Origin of the sequence: Pseudomonas sp. MF4836, assembly GCF_002018875.1 — a bacterium.
Lineage (GTDB): Bacteria > Pseudomonadota > Gammaproteobacteria > Pseudomonadales > Pseudomonadaceae > Aquipseudomonas.
On record NZ_MVOL01000003.1, the window covers coordinates 1 to 17,202 of the forward strand.

General features: G+C 63.6%; 16 protein-coding genes and 1 pseudogene. 13 read left to right on the top strand and 4 right to left on the bottom strand.

What is annotated here, in order from left to right; genetic code table 11:
- Together MF4836_RS06735 and MF4836_RS34885 are read left to right on the top strand one after the other, a co-directional pair.
- On the top strand, positions 1 to 475 hold a 475-nt coding region (locus tag MF4836_RS06735), incomplete at its 5' end, for a sulfite exporter TauE/SafE family protein (protein ID WP_153050195.1).
- Positions 476 to 676: 201 nt separating this feature from the next.
- Entirely contained in the window at positions 677 to 1,012 is a 336-nt protein-coding gene (locus MF4836_RS34885) for a hypothetical protein (RefSeq protein WP_153050196.1), read from the top strand.
- Between the two features lie 32 nt (positions 1,013 to 1,044).
- Here the strand turns inward: MF4836_RS34885 and MF4836_RS06740 are convergent, their stop codons facing one another.
- On the bottom strand, positions 1,045 to 1,359 hold the full coding sequence (locus MF4836_RS06740; protein ID WP_078469701.1) for a putative quinol monooxygenase: 315 nt from the start codon (positions 1,357 to 1,359) through the stop codon (positions 1,045 to 1,047).
- A 205-nt stretch (positions 1,360 to 1,564) separates the two neighbouring features.
- On the opposite strand from MF4836_RS06740, the gene MF4836_RS06745 reads away from it, so the two are divergent.
- The 9 genes from MF4836_RS06745 to MF4836_RS06785 all read left to right on the top strand — a co-directional run bounded on the left by MF4836_RS06745 (position 1,565) and on the right by MF4836_RS06785 (position 12,173).
- Positions 1,565 to 2,155 (top strand): NAD(P)H-dependent oxidoreductase, encoded by a 591-nt coding sequence (locus MF4836_RS06745; RefSeq protein ID WP_078469702.1) that lies wholly within the window; start codon positions 1,565 to 1,567, stop codon positions 2,153 to 2,155.
- 100 nt (positions 2,156 to 2,255) lie between these two features.
- On the top strand, positions 2,256 to 3,167 hold the full coding sequence (locus tag MF4836_RS06750; RefSeq protein WP_020299987.1) for a LysR family transcriptional regulator: 912 nt from the start codon (positions 2,256 to 2,258) through the stop codon (positions 3,165 to 3,167).
- Positions 3,168 to 3,270: 103 nt separating this feature from the next.
- Positions 3,271 to 4,164 (top strand): NAD-dependent epimerase/dehydratase family protein, encoded by an 894-nt coding sequence (locus MF4836_RS06755; RefSeq protein ID WP_078469703.1) that lies wholly within the window; start codon positions 3,271 to 3,273, stop codon positions 4,162 to 4,164.
- Positions 4,165 to 4,359: 195 nt separating this feature from the next.
- The gene (ggt, locus tag MF4836_RS06760; protein WP_078469704.1) at positions 4,360 to 6,027 is read left to right on the top strand and encodes a gamma-glutamyltransferase; all 1,668 of its coding nucleotides are present in this window, start codon (positions 4,360 to 4,362) and stop codon (positions 6,025 to 6,027) included.
- A gap of 191 nt (positions 6,028 to 6,218) precedes the next feature.
- Positions 6,219 to 7,664, top strand: coding sequence for a SulP family inorganic anion transporter (locus MF4836_RS06765; RefSeq protein WP_078469705.1), 1,446 nt, complete (start codon positions 6,219 to 6,221; stop codon positions 7,662 to 7,664).
- A gap of 279 nt (positions 7,665 to 7,943) precedes the next feature.
- Positions 7,944 to 8,273, top strand: coding sequence for a hypothetical protein (locus tag MF4836_RS06770; protein WP_078469706.1), 330 nt, complete (start codon positions 7,944 to 7,946; stop codon positions 8,271 to 8,273).
- A gap of 248 nt (positions 8,274 to 8,521) precedes the next feature.
- Positions 8,522 to 9,871: a GntT/GntP/DsdX family permease gene (locus MF4836_RS06775; RefSeq protein WP_078469707.1), complete on the top strand. Its 1,350-nt coding sequence runs from the start codon at positions 8,522 to 8,524 to the stop codon at positions 9,869 to 9,871.
- Positions 9,872 to 10,732: a MurR/RpiR family transcriptional regulator gene (locus MF4836_RS06780; protein ID WP_078469708.1), complete on the top strand. Its 861-nt coding sequence runs from the start codon at positions 9,872 to 9,874 to the stop codon at positions 10,730 to 10,732. It abuts the gene before it with no gap.
- Position 10,733: 1 nt separating this feature from the next.
- On the top strand, positions 10,734 to 12,173 hold the full coding sequence (locus MF4836_RS06785; RefSeq protein WP_078469709.1) for an N-acyl-D-amino-acid deacylase family protein: 1,440 nt from the start codon (positions 10,734 to 10,736) through the stop codon (positions 12,171 to 12,173).
- Here the strand turns inward: MF4836_RS06785 and gliR are convergent.
- The gene (gene gliR, locus MF4836_RS06790) at positions 12,170 to 13,201 is read right to left on the bottom strand and encodes an AraC family transcriptional regulator GliR (protein ID WP_078469710.1); all 1,032 of its coding nucleotides are present in this window, start codon (positions 13,199 to 13,201) and stop codon (positions 12,170 to 12,172) included. The genes MF4836_RS06785 and gliR overlap by 4 nt on opposite strands.
- Positions 13,202 to 13,719: 518 nt before the next feature.
- Between gliR and MF4836_RS06795 the strand changes: the two genes are divergently transcribed.
- Positions 13,720 to 14,112, top strand: coding sequence for a DUF6124 family protein (locus tag MF4836_RS06795; RefSeq protein ID WP_078469711.1), 393 nt, complete (start codon positions 13,720 to 13,722; stop codon positions 14,110 to 14,112).
- A gap of 92 nt (positions 14,113 to 14,204) precedes the next feature.
- Here the strand turns inward: MF4836_RS06795 and MF4836_RS36110 are convergent, their stop codons facing one another.
- The gene (locus tag MF4836_RS36110) at positions 14,205 to 15,068 is read right to left on the bottom strand and encodes a methyl-accepting chemotaxis protein (protein ID WP_443217305.1); all 864 of its coding nucleotides are present in this window, start codon (positions 15,066 to 15,068) and stop codon (positions 14,205 to 14,207) included.
- Positions 15,069 to 15,110: 42 nt separating this feature from the next.
- A pseudogene (locus MF4836_RS36115) lies at positions 15,111 to 16,124 on the bottom strand (methyl-accepting chemotaxis protein); the annotation flags it as partial.
- A gap of 364 nt (positions 16,125 to 16,488) precedes the next feature.
- Between MF4836_RS36115 and MF4836_RS06805 the strand changes: the two are divergent.
- Positions 16,489 to 17,169, top strand: coding sequence for a histidine phosphatase family protein (locus MF4836_RS06805; protein ID WP_078469713.1), 681 nt, complete (start codon positions 16,489 to 16,491; stop codon positions 17,167 to 17,169).
- The last annotated feature ends 33 nt before the right edge of the window (positions 17,170 to 17,202 follow it).

Sequence of the window (17,202 nt, forward strand, 5' to 3'; positions counted from 1 at the left end):
CGAGCGGGGCGAGGGGTGGGACGGCGGGGGGGGGGGTGTGGGGGGAGTCGGGCCGGCGTTGTTGCGGGTGGCCCTGAGTGGCCTGTTGCTGCCCACGCTGCGGGTGAGCCCACGCCATGAGCGCTGGCTGGGGCCGCTGTGTGGCCTGGTGACCGGAATCATCACTGCGGCCACCGGGGTCTTTGTGATTCCGGCGGTGCCCTATCTGCAAGCCCTGGGGCTGACCAAGGATCAACTGGTCCAGGCCCTGGGCCTGTCGTTCACTGTCTCGACCCTGGCCCTGGCCGCCGGGTTGTTATGGCGCGGCGCCCTGGGCGGTGGCGAGTTGAGTGCATCGCTGCTGGCCCTGGCGCCGGCATTGCTGGGGATGTGGTTCGGCCAATGGCTGCGCCAGCGCATCAGCGCCCGGTTGTTCAAGCGGGTGTTCTTTATCGGCCTTGGGGTGCTGGGGGCGCATCTGCTGGTCAGTGGCTAGGGACACGCCAGCCCTCAACTCAGGCCCGTGCGGGGGCAATAACGGCGCTCATCCAGCATTTTCGGACACTCCTTAACGCTCATCAGAAACACTTCGAATAGGGTGTTCGACGATGAAAAGGAGGGCCGCGATGGCCGATACCGTTCGATGACGATCACTGGCAACAACCGCCGCCTCCCTATGCCGGGAGGCCAGTAATTCATGCCCCGAGAGTCGTTATCGACCCTGGCGTTGTATGCCCTGGCATCGCTGGCGGTGTTCCTGGCGTTCTATCTGACCTCAAGAAGCATTTCAGGCGTTCACCGCTCGCCGCGCAGGTTCTGGTGTTTCTTTGTGCTGCTGGTGCTGTGGGGCGCAGGTCAACTGAGCGTGGCTCGTTACGGTTGCAGTGTTTTTCAACTCCCGTCCAAGGACTTTCCGGAACGCGACTGCATCATTCGCTGGGTGGCTTTTATAAGCGCCGCGCTGCAGATGTTTTGTCTGCCGAGTTCGGCCAATCCTGAACCGTGGTTTTCCCGAAAAGTCAGGCCTCGCTAATCAATCTCGCCCCGCTTGCTGCGCCGGCGCTATCAGCCATTCGCCGAAGATTGGCTCAGCATGTCGATCCGCCGAATCTCGAAATCCCGCTCCAGGAAGTCCATGCGCTGTTCGAAAAAACGTTTCATGTGCGGCAGGTTGGAATGCACGTCCAGGTGCGCCCGGGATTGCCAGATCTCATAGAAGATAAACAGCGTCGGGTCCTGCTGGTCGCGCAGCATGTGGTACTCGATACAGCCCGGCTCGGCACGGCTGGGTTCGACGTAGGCGCGAAACAGCGCCTCGAAGGCCTCGGCCTGTTCGGGGCGGGTTTTGGCATGCAGGATAAAACCGTGTTGCTCGGACATGGGGCGCTCTCGCTGAGTAGGATTTAAAAATCCTATAACAACAATCACCTGGTTATTCGTGCGTATAGGTCAAATGTATTTTGTCCGACCCAGGCTTATTCCCGCGCCTGTGCATCGATACCCTGCCGCCATCGTTTTTAATCTTTTCAACTCGGCGCCAGGCACAAACCACGCGCCAACGGGTTGTTCCCGATGAGGCTGGATCATGAAAAAAGTACTGTTGCTCAACGGCGGCAAAAAGTTCGCCCATTCCGATGGCCGCTACAACACCACCCTGCATGAAACCGCCCTGGCGGTGCTCGACCGTGGCGGCGTGGACGTCAAGGTGACCCACATCGACGCGGGTTACGACATTCAGGAAGAAGTGGCGAAGTTTCTCTGGGCCGACGTGATCATTTATCAGATGCCGGGCTGGTGGATGGGCGCGCCGTGGATCGTCAAGAAATACATCGACGAAGTGTTCACCGAAGGCCACGGCAGCCTGTACGCCAGCGATGGCCGGACCCGTTCCGACGCCTCGCAGAAGTACGGCAGCGGCGGCCTGTTGCAGGGCAAGCAGTACATGCTGTCGCTGACCTGGAACGCGCCGCAGCAGGCGTTCGATGACCCTAGCGACTTCTTCGAAGCCAAGGGCGTGGATGCGGTGTACTTCCCGTTCCACAAGGCCAACGAGTTCCTGGGCATGGACGGTTTGCCGACCTTTCTCTGTGTCGACGTGATGAAGCGCCCGGCCATCGAGGCCGACATCAAGCGCTACGAAGAGCACCTCCAGACCGTGTTCAATCTGCCGGCGTAAATCCGACTACTATTGACGGCCTTGAAAGCGCCTATGCGCTTTCGTCGCGAGGGCCCATGCTCCCTCGCAGCGCCGTTAATTGTTGCCAGAGAGGGTTCACGTGAAAGCCAGATCCGACGAATTGCAGATTTTTGTCTGCGTCATCGAATGCGGTTCGATTTCCGCCGCAGCCGAGCAGATCGGGCAGACCCCCTCGGCGGTCAGTCGCACCTTGTCGCGGCTCGAGGCCAAGCTCGACACCACCCTGATCAACCGCACCACCCGGCGCATGGACCTGACGGAGGAGGGCAAGTACTTCTTCGAACAGTCCAAGCTGATCCTCGACCAGATGGACGAGCTTGAAGAGCGCCTCAGCTCACGACAGCAGACCCCCTCCGGGCGCTTGCGGATCAACGCCGCGTCACCCTTCATGCTGCATGCCATCGTTCCCTATGTGGCCGAGTTCCGCAGCCTGTACCCGGATATCCAGCTGGAACTCAACAGCAATGACCTGATCATCGACCTGCTGGAACAGAGCACCGACATCGCCATCCGTATCGGCGTGCTGGCCGACTCGACCCTGCATGCGCGCTCCCTGGGCTGCAGCCCGCTGCACATCCTCGCCAGCCCGGCCTACCTGGAACGTCACGGCACGCCGCAGAGCGTGGCGCAGCTGAGTGAGCACACGCTGCTGGGCTTTACCCAGACCGAGACCCTCAACCACTGGCCGCTGCGCCACGTGCACGGTGATCGCTGGCAGATTGAACCGGGCATCAGTGCCTCCAGCGGTGAAACCCTGCGCCACCTGGCGCTGGAGGGGCAGGGCATTGCCTGCCTATCGCACTTCATGACCATCGACGACATCAACGCCGGGCGTCTCAAGGTGCTGCTGGCCGAGGCCAACAGCGGCTACCGCCAGCCGATCAATGCCGTGTACTACCGCAACTCGCAGTTGGCACTGCGCATCCAGTGCTTCCTCGACTTCATCCAGGGCAAGCTGGCCGGCTACGCCAACCCGGTGTTCAAGGGCTGATTCGTGACTCCCACGCAAGATTGAATTGGGCCAGCCTGGCTGTTTCCGCACGGAGCAGGCCTCGATACTGGCGGCATCACTTTTCAACCCTGGGAGTTACTCCATGAACGTATTCGTTACCGGCGCGGCAGGTTTTATCGGCGGCTCGATTGCCACGGGGCTGGTCAAGGCCGGCCACCAGGTCACCGGCCTGGTGCGCAGCGCCGAACAGGCCGCAGAACTGAGCGCGCTGGGAATCACCCCAGTGCTCGGCACCCTGGACGACCAGGCCCTGCTCACCGAGCAGGCGCGCAAGGCCGATGCGGTGATCAACGCCGCCAGCAGCGATCACCGGGGCGCGGTGGAAACCCTGCTCGCGGCGCTCAAGGGCAGCCACAAAACCTTCCTCCACACCAGCGGTTCAAGCATCGTCGGCGACGCTTCGGGCGGGCACGCCAGCGACCGGCTGTACCTTGAGGACCAACTGCCGCAGCCCACGCCGGACAAGGCCCCGCGGGTGGCCATCGACAACCTGGTGCTGGCGGCGGCCAGGGACGGGGTGAACTCGGCGGTGATCTGCAACACCCTGATCTACGGCCACAGCCTGGGGGTCAAGCGCGACAGCGTGCAGTTGCCTCGGTTGCTGAAACAGGCACACAACAGCGGTGTGGTGCGCCATGTCGGGCCGGGGCAGAACATCTGGTCCAATGTGCATATCGAAGACGTGGTGGCCCTCTACCTGCTGGCGCTGACCGGCAACACCCCGGGCACTTTCTACTTTGTCGAAAGCGCGGAAGCCTCCTTTATCGAGATGACCACCGCCATCGCCCAGGCCCTGAACCTGGGGCAGCCGCAGGATTGGCCGCTGGCCGATGCCGAAGCCGAATGGGGCTATGAAATGGCCAACTATGGTCTGGGTTCCAACAGCCGGGTCCGGGGCAAACACGCTCGCGAACAGTTGGGTTGGGTGCCCAAGCGCACCTCGGTGGTGGAGTGGATCCGCAACGAAATGCTCTGATGTGCAGCCGCGTGCGGCAATGCCGGTTGCGTGCTTTTTTGGCGAGGCGTGACCGCCCTCGCCATCGGTAACCTGTTCACCCCGGGCTGATCGACCTCAGCCCGGGGCCAACTTTTGTTGTTGATCCGATTTGCCCCGATCGCGAATTTGGGCATAAGGTTCTGCCTGTTAAAAAACAATAAAAGGACGGACTTCATGCGCATTGTGCTGTTTAAAACCTTGGCCCTGACGGTGGCCATTGCGGCCAGTTCCCAGGCGTTTGCCGTGACCCTGGAGGGCGGCGCGGTGGCCGCGCCGAACCAGTACGGCGCCGATGTCGCGGCGCAGGTCCTGAAAAAAGGCGGTAACGCGGTGGACGCCGCGGTGGCCACGGCCTTTACCCTGGCCGTGACCTACCCCGAGGCCGGCAACATCGGTGGCGGCGGCTTCATGACCCTGTTCATCGACGGCAAACCCTACTTCCTCGACTACCGCGAGACCGCGCCCAAGGCCGCGTCCCGCGACATGTACCTCAATGAAAAAGGCGAAGTCATCGAAAACCTGAGCCTGGTGGGGGCGCGCGCGTCCGGGGTGCCGGGCACGGTGATGGGGTTGTGGGAGGCGCATCAGAAGTTCGGCAAATTGCCCTGGAGCGAGCTGATCACCCCGGCGGTGGGCTACGCGAAAAACGGCTTCAAGGTGGCCGACAAGCAGTATCAATACCGCGAAGACGCATTGAAGCTGTTCAACGGCAGCACCAACTTCGGCGACTATTTCGGCAGCATGAAACCCGGTGAAACCTTCCGCCAGCCGGAGTTGGCCGCGACCCTGGAACGCATTGCCGACCAGGGCGCCAAGGAGTTCTACAGTGGCAAGACTGCCGATCTGCTGGTGGCGCAGATGCAGGCCGACAAGGGCCTGATCACCAAGCAGGATCTGGGCGACTACAAGGTCCAGTGGCGTGAGCCGCTGCAAGTGAGTTTTCGCGGCAACACCCTGTACACCGCGCCACCGCCCAGTTCTGGCGGCGTGGCCCTGGCCCAGCTGGTGACCATCAAGGAAGAGCGCGCGGCGGCATTCAAGGGCGTCGAGCTGAACTCGGCAAAATACATTCACCTGTTGGCAGAAATTGAAAAACGGGTGTTCGCCGACCGCGCCGACTACCTCGGCGACCCGGCGTTTTCCGAGGTCCCGGTCAAGCAACTGACCGACCCGGCCTACCTGAAAAAACGCGCGGCCGAGGTCAACCCGGACGCCATCTCGCCCACGGAAAAAGTCCGTCCCGGCCTTGAGCCGCACCAGACCACCCACTTCTCCATCGTCGACGCCCAGGGCAACGCAGTGAGCAACACCTACACCCTGAACTGGGACTACGGCAGCGGCGTGGTAGTCAAGGGCGCGGGCTTTTTGCTCAATGACGAAATGGACGATTTCAGCTCCAAGCCCGGGGTCGCCAATGCCTTTGGCGTGGTCGGCGGCGACGCCAATGCCATCGCCCCGGGCAAGCGCATGCTGTCGTCCATGAGCCCGAGCCTGGTGACCCGCGATGGCAAGGTCACCCTGGTGCTGGGCACGCCCGGCGGTTCGCGGATCTTCACCTCGATCTTCCAGGTACTGAACAACCTCTACGACTTCAACCTGCCCCTGGAAAAAGCCGTGGCCGCGCAGCGCGTGCATCACCAGTTGCTGCCCAAGGACACGATTTACTTCGACGCCTACGCGCCGCTCACCGGCAAAGTCGCCGATGAGCTCAAGGGCATGGGTTACACCCTGGAAGACCAGGGCTGGGAGATGGGCGATATCCAGGCTATCCGGGTCACTGGCAACCAGTTGGAAACCGCGTCCGACCCACGGGGCCGTGGGGTGGGCCTGATCGTCAAGTAACCCATGGGCAGCGCCGGCGCTCAACCTGGCTGCGCCCCGCCTGCCGCCGCGCAGCCTGTCCGGGGGGCGGGGCGTGATACCGCTCCCCGGCGCCGGCCAACTGGCCGAATCGCCCTCAATTCCGTAACATTCCCCGCCTTCTTCCCGCCACGCCCAGGCCCGGCACCGCCGGCCTGCATTGTAGGTAACCCATGAAAGTCACACGTCTGCGGGCCGATGCCCTGGCCGGACTCACCACCGCGTTCGCCTTGCTCCCCGAATGCATCGCCTTTGCCCTGGTGGCCCACCTCAACCCGCTGATGGGCCTGTATGGCGCCTTTATCATCTGCACCCTGACCGCGCTGTTCGGCGGCCGGCCGGGCATGGTCTCGGGGGCCGCCGGCTCGATGGCGGTGGTGATTGTCGCCCTGGTGGTGCAGCACGGCGTGCAATACCTGCTGGCCACGGTGTTGCTGGGCGGGCTGGTGATGATCGCCTTCGGCCTGTTGCGCCTGGGCAAGCTGGTGCGCATGGTGCCGCACCCGGTGATGCTGGGCTTCGTCAACGGCCTGGCGATCATCATTGCCATGGCTCAGCTGGAGCACTTCAAGAGTGGCGAACACTGGCTCAGCGGCAATCCGCTGTATGTGATGAGCGCCCTGGTGCTGCTGACCATGGCCATCGTCTATCTGCTGCCGCGCCTGACCCGGGCGGTGCCGCCGGCCCTGGTGGCGATTCTTGGGGTGGGGGTGCTGGTGTACCTGTTCGGCCTGCCGACCCGGACCCTGGGCGACATGGCGCACATTGCCGGCGGCCTGCCGAGCCTGGCCTTGCCCCAGGTGCCGTGGACCCTGGAAACCCTGGGCATCATCGCCCCCTACGCGATTCTGATGGCCTTGGTCGGCCTGCTGGAAACCCTGCTGACCCTGAACCTGACCGATGAAATCACCGAGAGCCGGGGCTTTCCGGATCGCGAGTGCGTGGCCCTGGGCGCGGCCAATATCGCCTCCGGGATGTTCGGCGGCATGGGCGGCTGCGCGATGATCGGGCAGACCGTGATCAACCTGAGTTCCGGTGGCCGTGGCCGGCTGTCGGGGGTAGTGGCGGGGGTGATGATCCTGCTGTTTGTGCTGTTTCTGTCGCCGCTGATCGAGCGCATCCCGCTGGCGGCGCTGGTGGGGGTGATGTTCGTGGTGTCGCAGCAGACTTTCGCCTGGGCCTCGCTGCGGGTGATCAACAAGGTGCCGCTCAACGATGTGCTGGTGATCATTGCGGTCACCACCATTACCGTGTTTACCGACCTGGCCACTGCCGTGCTGTGCGGGATCGTGATTGCGGCGCTCAACTTCGCCTGGCAACAGGCCCGCGAGCTGTATGCCGACAGCCACCTGGAGGCCGACGGCAGCAAGCATTACCAGTTGCACGGCACCCTGTTTTTCGCCTCGACTGCGCCGTTTCTCAACCAGTTCGACCCGGCCAACGACCCGCCGCACGTGACAATCGACTGCCGCCACCTGAGCTTTGTCGACTACTCGGCCATTGCCGCCCTGATGACCCTGCGCGAACGCTACGCCAAGGCCGGCAAACACCTGCGGGTCCTGCACCTGTCGGAACGCTGCAAAAAACTCCTCAAGCGCGCCCGCGTGCAACACGACTGACATAGCCGAGTTGTAGCCGTCGCCGAGCCCGCGAGACTGCGCTGTCGCTGCCGGACACCCGATTAGCCCCGGGAAATAATGTCGTCCCCAAGGGCCAGCGCAGCCTGGCGGCAGCGGCTACAGGTTTGCCGAATTTACGCGGGCCCGCCCCCCGAACACAGCCACTGGCCCCAGCAACGATTGCAAAAGGCCGCTATGAAAGGCGGCATTTTGCTGGCCCCCGGCACTGCGCTTCGTTGCCAAACTTGCTGTCTTTTCAGAAGCTTAGGTGTTGGCTAAATGCGGACTTTGGTATTGCCCCTGGCGCTGTTGGTCCTGGCGGGTGGCTCTTTTGAGGTGCAGGCCCGGGAGTTGAGCAAGCGTGAGCGTTTTGCCTGCAGTTGGGGTTCGGGCATCGCCGCCGGAGCCCAGCAGTCGAAGCTGTCCGGGGTGTCGCTGTATGGCGCGCGCAAGCAGTTGCAGGTGCGCAAATTCCCCCAGCCGTGGATGCGCATGTCGGCCATGGGCATCACCGAGCAAACCTACAACAGCCAGTCGCGGCTCAAGCCGGCTGCGGTCAAGCAGACCTATTACGAACAGTGCACGCAGCATGATTTCGCCCGCCGCTAGGGCCTGAAACCTTCTCCCCGAGCCCCTAGCCTGCCGCCCCGGTGCACCGCTGTGCGCCGGGCACAGCATCCCGAAATGGGATGAAAATACGCCTGCCGATTTTCATAACCGACGCTGGCGCATGTCGTTTCGCGACAAAGCGTATCTCTTCACGAAAGTTAGTTTCATATGGTTTGAAAGCTGCTCCTCGAAATGCTTTAAGAGTTTCACAACCATTCGACGTGACCCTGTCTTTCGAGGAGTAACGCATGACACCTGCATCGGGATACTGGCTGCTGGGCTATGCCGCCATGGCCATCATTGCGCTGATCGTTCTGATCGCGCGCTATCGAATCAATCCATTTATCGTCATCACCCTGGTCTCGGTGGGCCTGGCGCTGCTCGCCGGGATGCCGCCGTCGGGGGTGATCACCGCCTACGAGGCCGGGGTCGGCAAGACCCTGGGGCATATCGCGCTGGTGGTGGCCCTGGGCACCATGCTCGGCAAAATGATGGCCGAGTCCGGCGGTGCCGATCAGGTGGCGCGGACCCTGATCGACCGTTTCGGCGAACGCAACGCGCACTGGGCCATGGTCTGCATCGCCTTCCTGGTGGGCCTGCCGTTGTTCTTCGAGGTTGGGTTCGTGTTGCTGGTGCCGATTGCCTTTACCGTCGCACGCCGGGTCGGGGTCTCGATCCTGATGGTGGGCCTGCCCATGGTCGCCGGGCTTTCGGTGGTCCATGCCCTGGTTCCGCCGCACCCGGGGGCGATGCTGGCGGTGCTGGCGTATCAGGCATCGGTGGGGCAGACCTTGCTCTACGCGATTCTGATCGGGGTGCCGACCGCGATCATCGCCGGGCCGCTGTACGCCAAGTTCATCGTGCCGAGCATCCACCTGCCGGCGGACAACCCGCTGGAGCGCCAATTCACCGAGCGCGAACCCCGTGAGCGCCTGCCCAGCACCACGCTGACCCTGTGCACGATTCTGCTGCCGGTGGTGCTGATGCTGATCGGTGGCTGGGCCAACCAGTTGTCTACCCCGGGCACCGGCTTCAACCAGTTCCTGCAATTTATCGGCAACTCGGTGATTGCCCTGTTGCTGGCAACCCTGGTGAGCTTCTGGACCCTGGGCATCGCCCAAGGCATGAGCCGCGCCTCGATTCTCAAGTTCACCAACGAATGCCTGGCGCCCACGGCCAGCATCACCCTGCTGGTGGGCGCTGGCGGCGGCCTGAACCGGATTCTGATCGACGCCGGCGTCACCGAGCAGATCGTCGGCCTGGCCCACGAATTCCAGCTGTCGCCGTTGTGGATGGGCTGGCTGTTCGCGGCGCTGATGCGGATTGCCACCGGTTCCGCCACCGTGGCCCTGACCACCGCTTCGGGGGTGGTGGCACCGGTGGCGATTGGCCTCGGCTATCCGCACCCGGAACTGCTGGTGATCGCCACCGGCGCCGGCTCGGTGATCTTCTCCCACGTCAACGACGGTGGCTTCTGGCTGATCAAGGAATACTTCAATATGACCGTGGTCCAGACCTTCAAGACCTGGACGGTGCTGGAGACGCTGATTTCGGTGATCGCCTTCGGCTTGACCCTCGGTCTTTCGGAGTTGCTGTAGATGGACATCCTTTATCAGATTCGCGCCCGCCAGGACTCCTTCAGCGCCGGCGAAGGACGCATCGCCCGGTTGATGCTGGACGACGTCGGGTTCGCCGCGTCCGCCAGCCTCGACGAACTGGCGCAGCGCGCCGAGGTCAGCACTGCGACCCTCTCGCGCTTTGCCCGCAGCGTGGGCTGCCGCGACCTGCGTGACCTGCGTCTGCAACTGGCCCAGGCCAGCGGCGTCGGCAGCCGCTTTCTCGACCCCACCGGCGCGCCGGAGTCGTCGGGGTTTTACCGGCAGATCCTCGGCGATATCGAAACCACCTTGCATCAGCATCTGGCCGGTTTCGACGAGGCACGTTTCACCGATGCCGTGCGCCTGCTGGGCAAGGCGCGGATGATCCACGTCTTCGGCCTGGGTGGCTGGTCGGCCCAGTGCAGCGACGAATTGCAGGTGCGCCTGGTGCGCTTTGGCTATCCCATCGTGGCCTGCCATGACGCGGTCATGATGCGGGTCACCGCTGCGGTACTCGACGAAGAGCACCTGGTGGTCGCCTGCTCCCTGACCGGCCGCACCCCGGAGATGCTCGACGCCGTGGCCCTGGCGCGCAACTACGGGGCCAAGGTCATCGCCATCACCCGCAGCGCTTCGCCGCTGGCGCAGTTGGCCGACGTGCTGTTGCCGCTGCAAAGCGCCGAAACCTCATTCATCTACAAGCCGACCGCCGCGCGCTACGGCATGCTGCTGGCCATCGACGTGCTCGCCACCGAAGTGGCGCTGGTGCTGCCCGAGGAAAACCAGGAGCGCCTGCGCCGGATCAAACTGGCCCTGGACGACTACCGCGGCGGCGATGACCACCTGCCGCTGGGAGACTGACATGCACTACGACACATTGATCCGCAACGCCCTGATCATCGACGGCAGCAACCGTCCCGGCTACCTGGCCGACGTGGCCCTGAGCGAGGGCCGCATCCAGCGCATTGGCGACCTGCAGGGCGCGCAAGCCAACCAACAGATCGACGCCGGCGGACGCGTGCTGGCGCCGGGCTTTATCGACGTGCACACCCATGACGACACGGTGGTGATCCGCCAGCCGCAGATGCTGCCCAAACTCAGCCAGGGCGTGACCACGGTGATTGTCGGCAACTGTGGCATCAGTGCCGCGCCGGTCAGCCTGCGCAGCGATCCGCCGGACCCGATGAACCTGCTGGGCGCGCGCGGGGCCTTTGTCTACCCGCGTTTCAGCGATTACCGGGCGGCGGTGGACGCGGCGGTTCCGGCGGTGAATGTGGCGGCGCTGGTGGGGCACACGGCGCTGCGCAGCAACCATCTGGATGACCTGCAACGCACCGCCAGCCCCTCGGAAATTGCCGCCATGCGCGAGCAACTGCGGGACAGCCTGGCGAGCGGTGCCCTGGGCCTGTCCACCGGCCTGGCCTACGCCAGTGCGTTTTGCGCCGAGACCGATGAAGTGCAGCAACTGGCCGAAGAACTCAGCGCCTCTGGCGCTCTGTACACCACCCATTTGCGCAGCGAATTCGCGCCGGTGCTGGAGGCCATGGACGAAGCCTTTCAGATCGGCCGTCACGCCCGGGCCCCGGTAATCATTTCCCACCTCAAGTGCGCCGGCGCCGGGAACTGGGGGCGCAGCCCGCAGCTGTTGGCGTCCCTGGAGCGGGCAGCACTGACCCAATCGGTGGCCTGCGATTGCTATCCCTATGCCGCCAGCTCCTCGACCCTGGACCTCAAGCAAGTCACCGATGCCCATCGCATCACCATCACCTGGTCGACCCCGCACCCGGAAATGGGTGGCCGCGACCTGCTGGACATCGCCGCCGAATGGGCTTGCCCGCTGCTCGACGCCGCGCGTCGCCTGCAACCGGCGGGGGCGGTGTACTACGGCATGGACGAGGCCGATGTGCAGCGCATCCTGGCCCATCCACTGTCGATGATCGGCTCCGACGGCTTGCCGGAAGACCCGTTTCCCCACCCACGCTTGTGGGGCGCCTTCCCTCGGGTGCTCGGGCATTTCAGTCGCGACCTGGGCTTGTTCCCGCTGCACACCGCCGTGCACAAAATGACCGGGTTGTCGGCGGCGCGTTTCGGCCTGGAGCAGCGCGGCGAGATCCGCGAAGGCCACTGGGCCGACCTGGTGCTGTTCGACCCGGCCCGGGTGCGCGACGTCGCCGACTTCAAGGACCCGCAGCGCGCGGCCGAGGGCATCGACGAGGTCTGGGTCAATGGTCTGCGCAGCTATGCCGCCGGCCAGGCCAACGGTCAGCGCGCCGGGCGTTTCTTGCCGCGCAAAGGCAGTTAGTGCCGGCCTGAATGGGGGGCGCGATGGCTGTGGCGGTACTCGCCGGGGGGCATGCCGCTGCGACTTTTGAAGGTGCGGTGGAATGAGCGCTGATCGGAGAAACCCAGGTAGTGGGCGATGTCCTGGATCGGCAGATCGCTGTGCAGCAGGTAGTGCTCGGCCAGTTCCTGGCGCAGGTCATCGAGGATCTGCTGGTAGGAGGTGCCGGCCTGTTGCAGTTGGCGCTGCAGGGTGCGCACCGACATCGCCAGTTGTTCGGCCACCTGCTCCTTGCGCGGCAAGCCCTGCTTGAGCAACTGGCGCAGGGCGTTTTTGACTTGCAGCGGCAAGGCTGCATCTTCCAGCGACGCCATGAGGCCCAGGGCATGCTCTTCCAGGGTGCGCAGCAACTGCGGGTCGGCCTGGCGCAGTGGCAATTGCAGGTATTCCATGGGCGCCAGCAGGGCCGAGCAGCGTTGCTCGAACAGCACCGGGCAGCCAAAGAAATTTTCGTACTGTTCGCGCCGGGCCTTGTCCGGCAGCGGGTGCTCGAACCACACGGCGCTGGGCGAGAGCGGGGTGTCGGCGATCCAGCGCGCATACAGCAGCCAGGAGGCCAGCACATCCTCCACCATGTGCCGTCGGGTTTCGGCGCGCTGATGGCGGCAACTCCAGATCAGCCGCACCTGGCCATCGACCACCTCGGCGCGGCTGACCCCCATGTCGCCCACCAGTTTTTCAAAGGGCATGATGCGGTTCATCGCCTCGCCCAGGGTCGCGCAGTTCATGGTGATGTAGCCCAGCACACTCCACGAGTTGGGCAGGACGAACCGCGCCGAATGCAGGCCGAACAAGGGGTCGCCGGAGTGGGCGCAGAAGTAGTCGAGCAGGCGTTCGTGAACCTCCACCGGCAGGCGCAGGCTGTTATCGCTCAACTGCCCGGCCTCCAGGCCGGCAGCGGCCAATGCCGGAGCGATCGGGAGGCCCAATTGTTCGGCATGGCGCAGGTATTTGAGCAGCGGCGGGACCGAGGTGTAGCCAAGGGTCATGGCGAGGCGTCCTGGCGGCGAGTCCTTCACGTGGCGAGCTGCAAGGTAATTTGAAACCCACGACAAAGTAAATGGCCAACCCCAACCCCAACCCTGTAGCCGCTGCCGAAGGTTCGGGCCGCGTTCGGACGTCGGTTCGGAAGGACTGTGTGTTGGAGCGGCGATAAGTTCGACTGGCTAATGCGGTTTTTCTCTTTGATTTGTAGGGCTTTTCCGAGAGAATCGGCCGGTTACATTTCAGCTGTTTCACTGTCTTGCGCCTTCTGAATGTCCGGGCCTAGTCTTCGCCCGTCGCTGCCTATTCAGCGACCGGGTCTGCAAGCCCGAACAAGCAAGAAGCGCTAAGCGTCCACGCTGAATCACTGAGTTTTCAGTTCGATTTATGGTGGCTACGTGTGGGAGACCTTCGGGTCTGCCGGGCTTGCTTCTTCTTCCCGGTCTTGCAGACCTGCACGTAGCCGCCACCCATCATCTGCAAGTGATGCTGGCGGCCTTCATCCAAGAAGGAGCTGTGTGCCATGAAGAAGATCGTTCCCGGTCCACCTTTCCCGCAACCCAGTCGTGAGCTGATCAGCGCACTGGAAGTGCCCAATAAAACCCTACTCCAGGCTCTGCAAAGTAGCGATGCCACGCCGCCGTTGCATCACACCTTGAATGTCACGGGAGCCACGACCTTTGGTTGCCGCGACGGTGAAGGACGGCCGCTGTTCGCCGTACGCCCGGGGGTGAACGCCGAAGAAGCGCTGCTGCATGTCTCGCTGTTGCTCAAGTGTGCCGAGGAAACCGCCGATGAGATCACCAGCGCCAGCGGTATCGAGCGCGGTTTGATCTGGTCGATGATCCATTCCGTGGAAATGGCCAGGGCCGTGGTCGATGCCTTGCTCGACGGTGTACCGCGCCCGGTGAGTTGAGGCCTGGGTGAGTTCCCGCCCGTGGAGGGCGAGGATGCAGCGGCTACGGGTTCGCCCTTGCAGCGGGGGCTGCAGGGGCGATGGGGGGAGGGTCAGACGCGGAAGTGGCTGACCATCATTTGCAGTTGGTTGCCCAGGCGAGCCAGTTCGACGCTGGAAGCGGCGGTTTCGTCGCTGGCGGCGGCGGTTTGTTCGGAGACGTCGCGCACGTTGATGATGCTGCGGCTGATCTCTTCGGCCACGGCGCTCTGCTGTTCGGCAGCGGCGGCGATCTGCTGGTTCATCGACTGGATGTTGGACACCGTGCGGGTGATGTTTTCCAGGGACACGCCGGCTTTGCGGGTCAGTTCGACGCTGCTGTCGGTCAGGCTGCGGCTGTTGTTCATCACGTTGGCCACTTGCTGGGTGCCGTTCTGCAGGCCGGCCACCAGGGCTTCGATTTCCTCGGTGGATTTTTGCGTGCGTTGCGCCAGGGCCCGCACTTCGTCGGCGACCACGGCAAAACCACGGCCGGCTTCTCCGGCGCGGGCGGCTTCGATGGCGGCGTTGAGGGCCAGCAGATTGGTCTGTTCGGCCACGGCCTTGATCACGTCCATGACGCTGCCGATCTTGTCGCTTTCCTGTTGCAGCACGCTCATGGCGTCGGTGGAGCGCACCACTTCGCTGGCCAGGCGTTCGATCTGGGTGATGGCTTCGGCCACCACTTTGTCGCCCTGGCGGGCTTCACCGTCGGCGGCGGCTGCGGCCAGGGACGCCTGTTCGGCGTTGCGTGCGACTTCCTGCACGGTGGCGGTCATTTCATGCATGGCGGTCGCGACCTGGTCGGTCTCGATTTTCTGGCTGTTGACCCCGGCGCTGGTTTCTTCGGTCACGGCCGACAGTTCTTCGGCCGCGCTGGCGATCTGGGTAACGCCGTCACGGATGCCGCTGATCAGCTCGCGCAGGGTCACGCCCATGCGGGCAATGCCTTGTTGCAGCACGCCGAGTTCGTCGCGGCGAGTGACGCGCACATCCTGGGTCAGGTCGCCGGAGGCGATGCGTTCCACCACAGCCAGGGTTTCGCGCAACGGGCGGGTGATCTGGCGGGTAATGATCACCGCGGCCAGGACCCCAACCAGCAGGGCGAGCAGGGTGCTGATCAACTGCAGGCTGCGGGCCTGGGCGCTTTCGACATCACGACGGTCGAGCTGGATCTGGTACAGATCGTCGCTGCGGGCAACGATGTCGGTGCCTTGATCGGTCATTTCCTTGCGTGCTTGAACCGCATCGCTGAACGCCGCCTTGAACGCTTGCAGCGAGGTGCGATAGGCACTCAGCGCGGCTTCCAGTTGGCGCAGGGCGTCCTGCTGGGTGCTGCTGAAGTGGGTGTTGAGCTGGGCCAGTTCGCCGATGGCGTTATTGAGCTGGGCCACGGCTTTCTGTTCGGTTTCCGGGTTGCTGTTGGCGGTGTAGCCGCGCACTTCATAGCGCGCCAGCATAAAGGCTTCCTTGGCCTTGGTGATGGCCTGGAACTGCTCGAAGCGCTCGTCGCTCAACGGCATTTGCTGCACCCGGGTGTTGATCGCGTTGATCAGGCCGTTGGCGGTTTCGGCGTTGTTGCCCATGGCCTCGCGCGCGGTGTTGCCGGTGCGGTAGGCGCTGCGCATTTTGTTCAGCGAAGCCTGATAGGCGCTGATGGTCGCGCTCTGCTCCTTGAGCAGCTTGAGGTTGTCCGGGCTCTTGAAGCTGTTGAGCAGTTTCTGCTGCTGGGCGACGAAGGCATCGAGGGTGGCCTGCACGCTCTGCGCGGCGGTTTCGTCGCCATTGGTCAGCATGTATTGCAGGCGTGATACCCGCAGCTTGGTCAGGCCGGCATTGAGCTGGGTGATGTCGCTCATCCAGTTACTGCGGTCGATCAGGCTGCCCAGACTGGTCCAGCCGGTCAGGGCGAGGATGGTGGTCAGGGCCAGGACCAGGCCAAACCCCAGGCCGAGCTTAAGGTTGACACTGATGTTGGCAAACCAGCTATTCATTCAATTCCTCCAGGAACGTTGCGCTTCTTTATCGTTAGGTAGCCGGAAGATTGTTGTTTTTGGTGGCCAGCAAGGTGTGTTCGTAGGGGGATATCGGCGGCAAATGCGATTGCTAAAACGTTTTTGTCGGGATTAGCGCAATAGGCGGATGGTCGGGGTTGTCCGGGGGGGCTCGGCTGCGGGTTGAGACTTTTTTCACATCCATTTCACCGCCGGCCTACGCCGGGCTGCTTAGAGTCTTGGCGTCACTCGGCGCTTGCCCGCCGGTTGACGGCGCCGTTGAGCGTTCAATTGTCATCCGGGCCAGGTAGCGTCTGCGTTGGCTGCTGGTAGTCCCGGTCATTGTCAGAGAGGCAGCGTGCACGTGGAATCAAGACTCGGTTTTGCCCTGACCCGACGAGTGCCGGATTTTGGCCGCCTGGCGCGTTTCAAAAACGCCGCCGTGGTGTTGCTGGCTGCGCTGCTGGTGCTGCCGCTGACCCTGTGGCTGCTCAAGCCGATGGCGGTGCCGGACCTGGCCCATGGCAATGGGGCGGGACTCAAGGCGCTGAATGCGGGCTGGGCCAGTGGCCAGATGATCGTCCTGGTGCGCCATGTGGAGCGTTGCGATCACTCCAGGGCCGCGTGCCTGGGAGCGGCCGACGGCATTACCGATCGTTCCCGCGATGTGGCAGTCGGGGTCGGGGCGCAGTTCGAACACCTGGGCCTGGACCGTTCCGACATCTACCACAGCCCGCTGACCCGTGCGGTGCAGACGGCGGGCTATATGTTCAGCGACGCCGGCAGCGGCGAGGACTGGCTGTTCAACTGCAAGAACACCATGTTGCGCGATGCCCTGGCGCACAAGGTGCCGGGGCGCAATCTGATTCTGGTGACCCACAGCGAATGCATGGCGCAGTTGGAGAAAGACCTGAAGCTGCCGGTTTCAAGCTTTGGTTATGGCGCCTCGCTGTTTGTCTCCAGTGCGAGCCTGGAGGCCGCGCCGAAGATGCTTGGCTTTATTGAAGCCAGCGACTGGCGTTCGTTGGGGCTGGACCGCCGCTGAACCGGGCGGGCTTTCAACCGGGCCCTGCGCGAG

Coding starts and splice junctions, on each gene's coding strand:
- MF4836_RS06795 (WP_078469711.1), top strand. CDS start 13,720: ATGAAGAAGATCGTTCCCGGTCCACCTTTCCCGCAACCCAGTCGTGAG.
- MF4836_RS36110 (WP_443217305.1), bottom strand. CDS start 15,068: ATGGGCGTGACCCTGCGCGAGCTGATCAGCGGCATCCGTGACGGCGTT.
- ggt (WP_078469704.1), top strand. CDS start 4,360: ATGCGCATTGTGCTGTTTAAAACCTTGGCCCTGACGGTGGCCATTGCG.
- MF4836_RS06765 (WP_078469705.1), top strand. CDS start 6,219: ATGAAAGTCACACGTCTGCGGGCCGATGCCCTGGCCGGACTCACCACC.
- gliR (WP_078469710.1), bottom strand. CDS start 13,201: ATGACCCTTGGCTACACCTCGGTCCCGCCGCTGCTCAAATACCTGCGC.
- MF4836_RS06775 (WP_078469707.1), top strand. CDS start 8,522: ATGACACCTGCATCGGGATACTGGCTGCTGGGCTATGCCGCCATGGCC.
- MF4836_RS06740 (WP_078469701.1), bottom strand. CDS start 1,359: ATGTCCGAGCAACACGGTTTTATCCTGCATGCCAAAACCCGCCCCGAA.
- MF4836_RS06745 (WP_078469702.1), top strand. CDS start 1,565: ATGAAAAAAGTACTGTTGCTCAACGGCGGCAAAAAGTTCGCCCATTCC.
- MF4836_RS34885 (WP_153050196.1), top strand. CDS start 677: ATGCCCCGAGAGTCGTTATCGACCCTGGCGTTGTATGCCCTGGCATCG.
- MF4836_RS06770 (WP_078469706.1), top strand. CDS start 7,944: ATGCGGACTTTGGTATTGCCCCTGGCGCTGTTGGTCCTGGCGGGTGGC.
- MF4836_RS06755 (WP_078469703.1), top strand. CDS start 3,271: ATGAACGTATTCGTTACCGGCGCGGCAGGTTTTATCGGCGGCTCGATT.
- MF4836_RS06780 (WP_078469708.1), top strand. CDS start 9,872: ATGGACATCCTTTATCAGATTCGCGCCCGCCAGGACTCCTTCAGCGCC.
- MF4836_RS06785 (WP_078469709.1), top strand. CDS start 10,734: ATGCACTACGACACATTGATCCGCAACGCCCTGATCATCGACGGCAGC.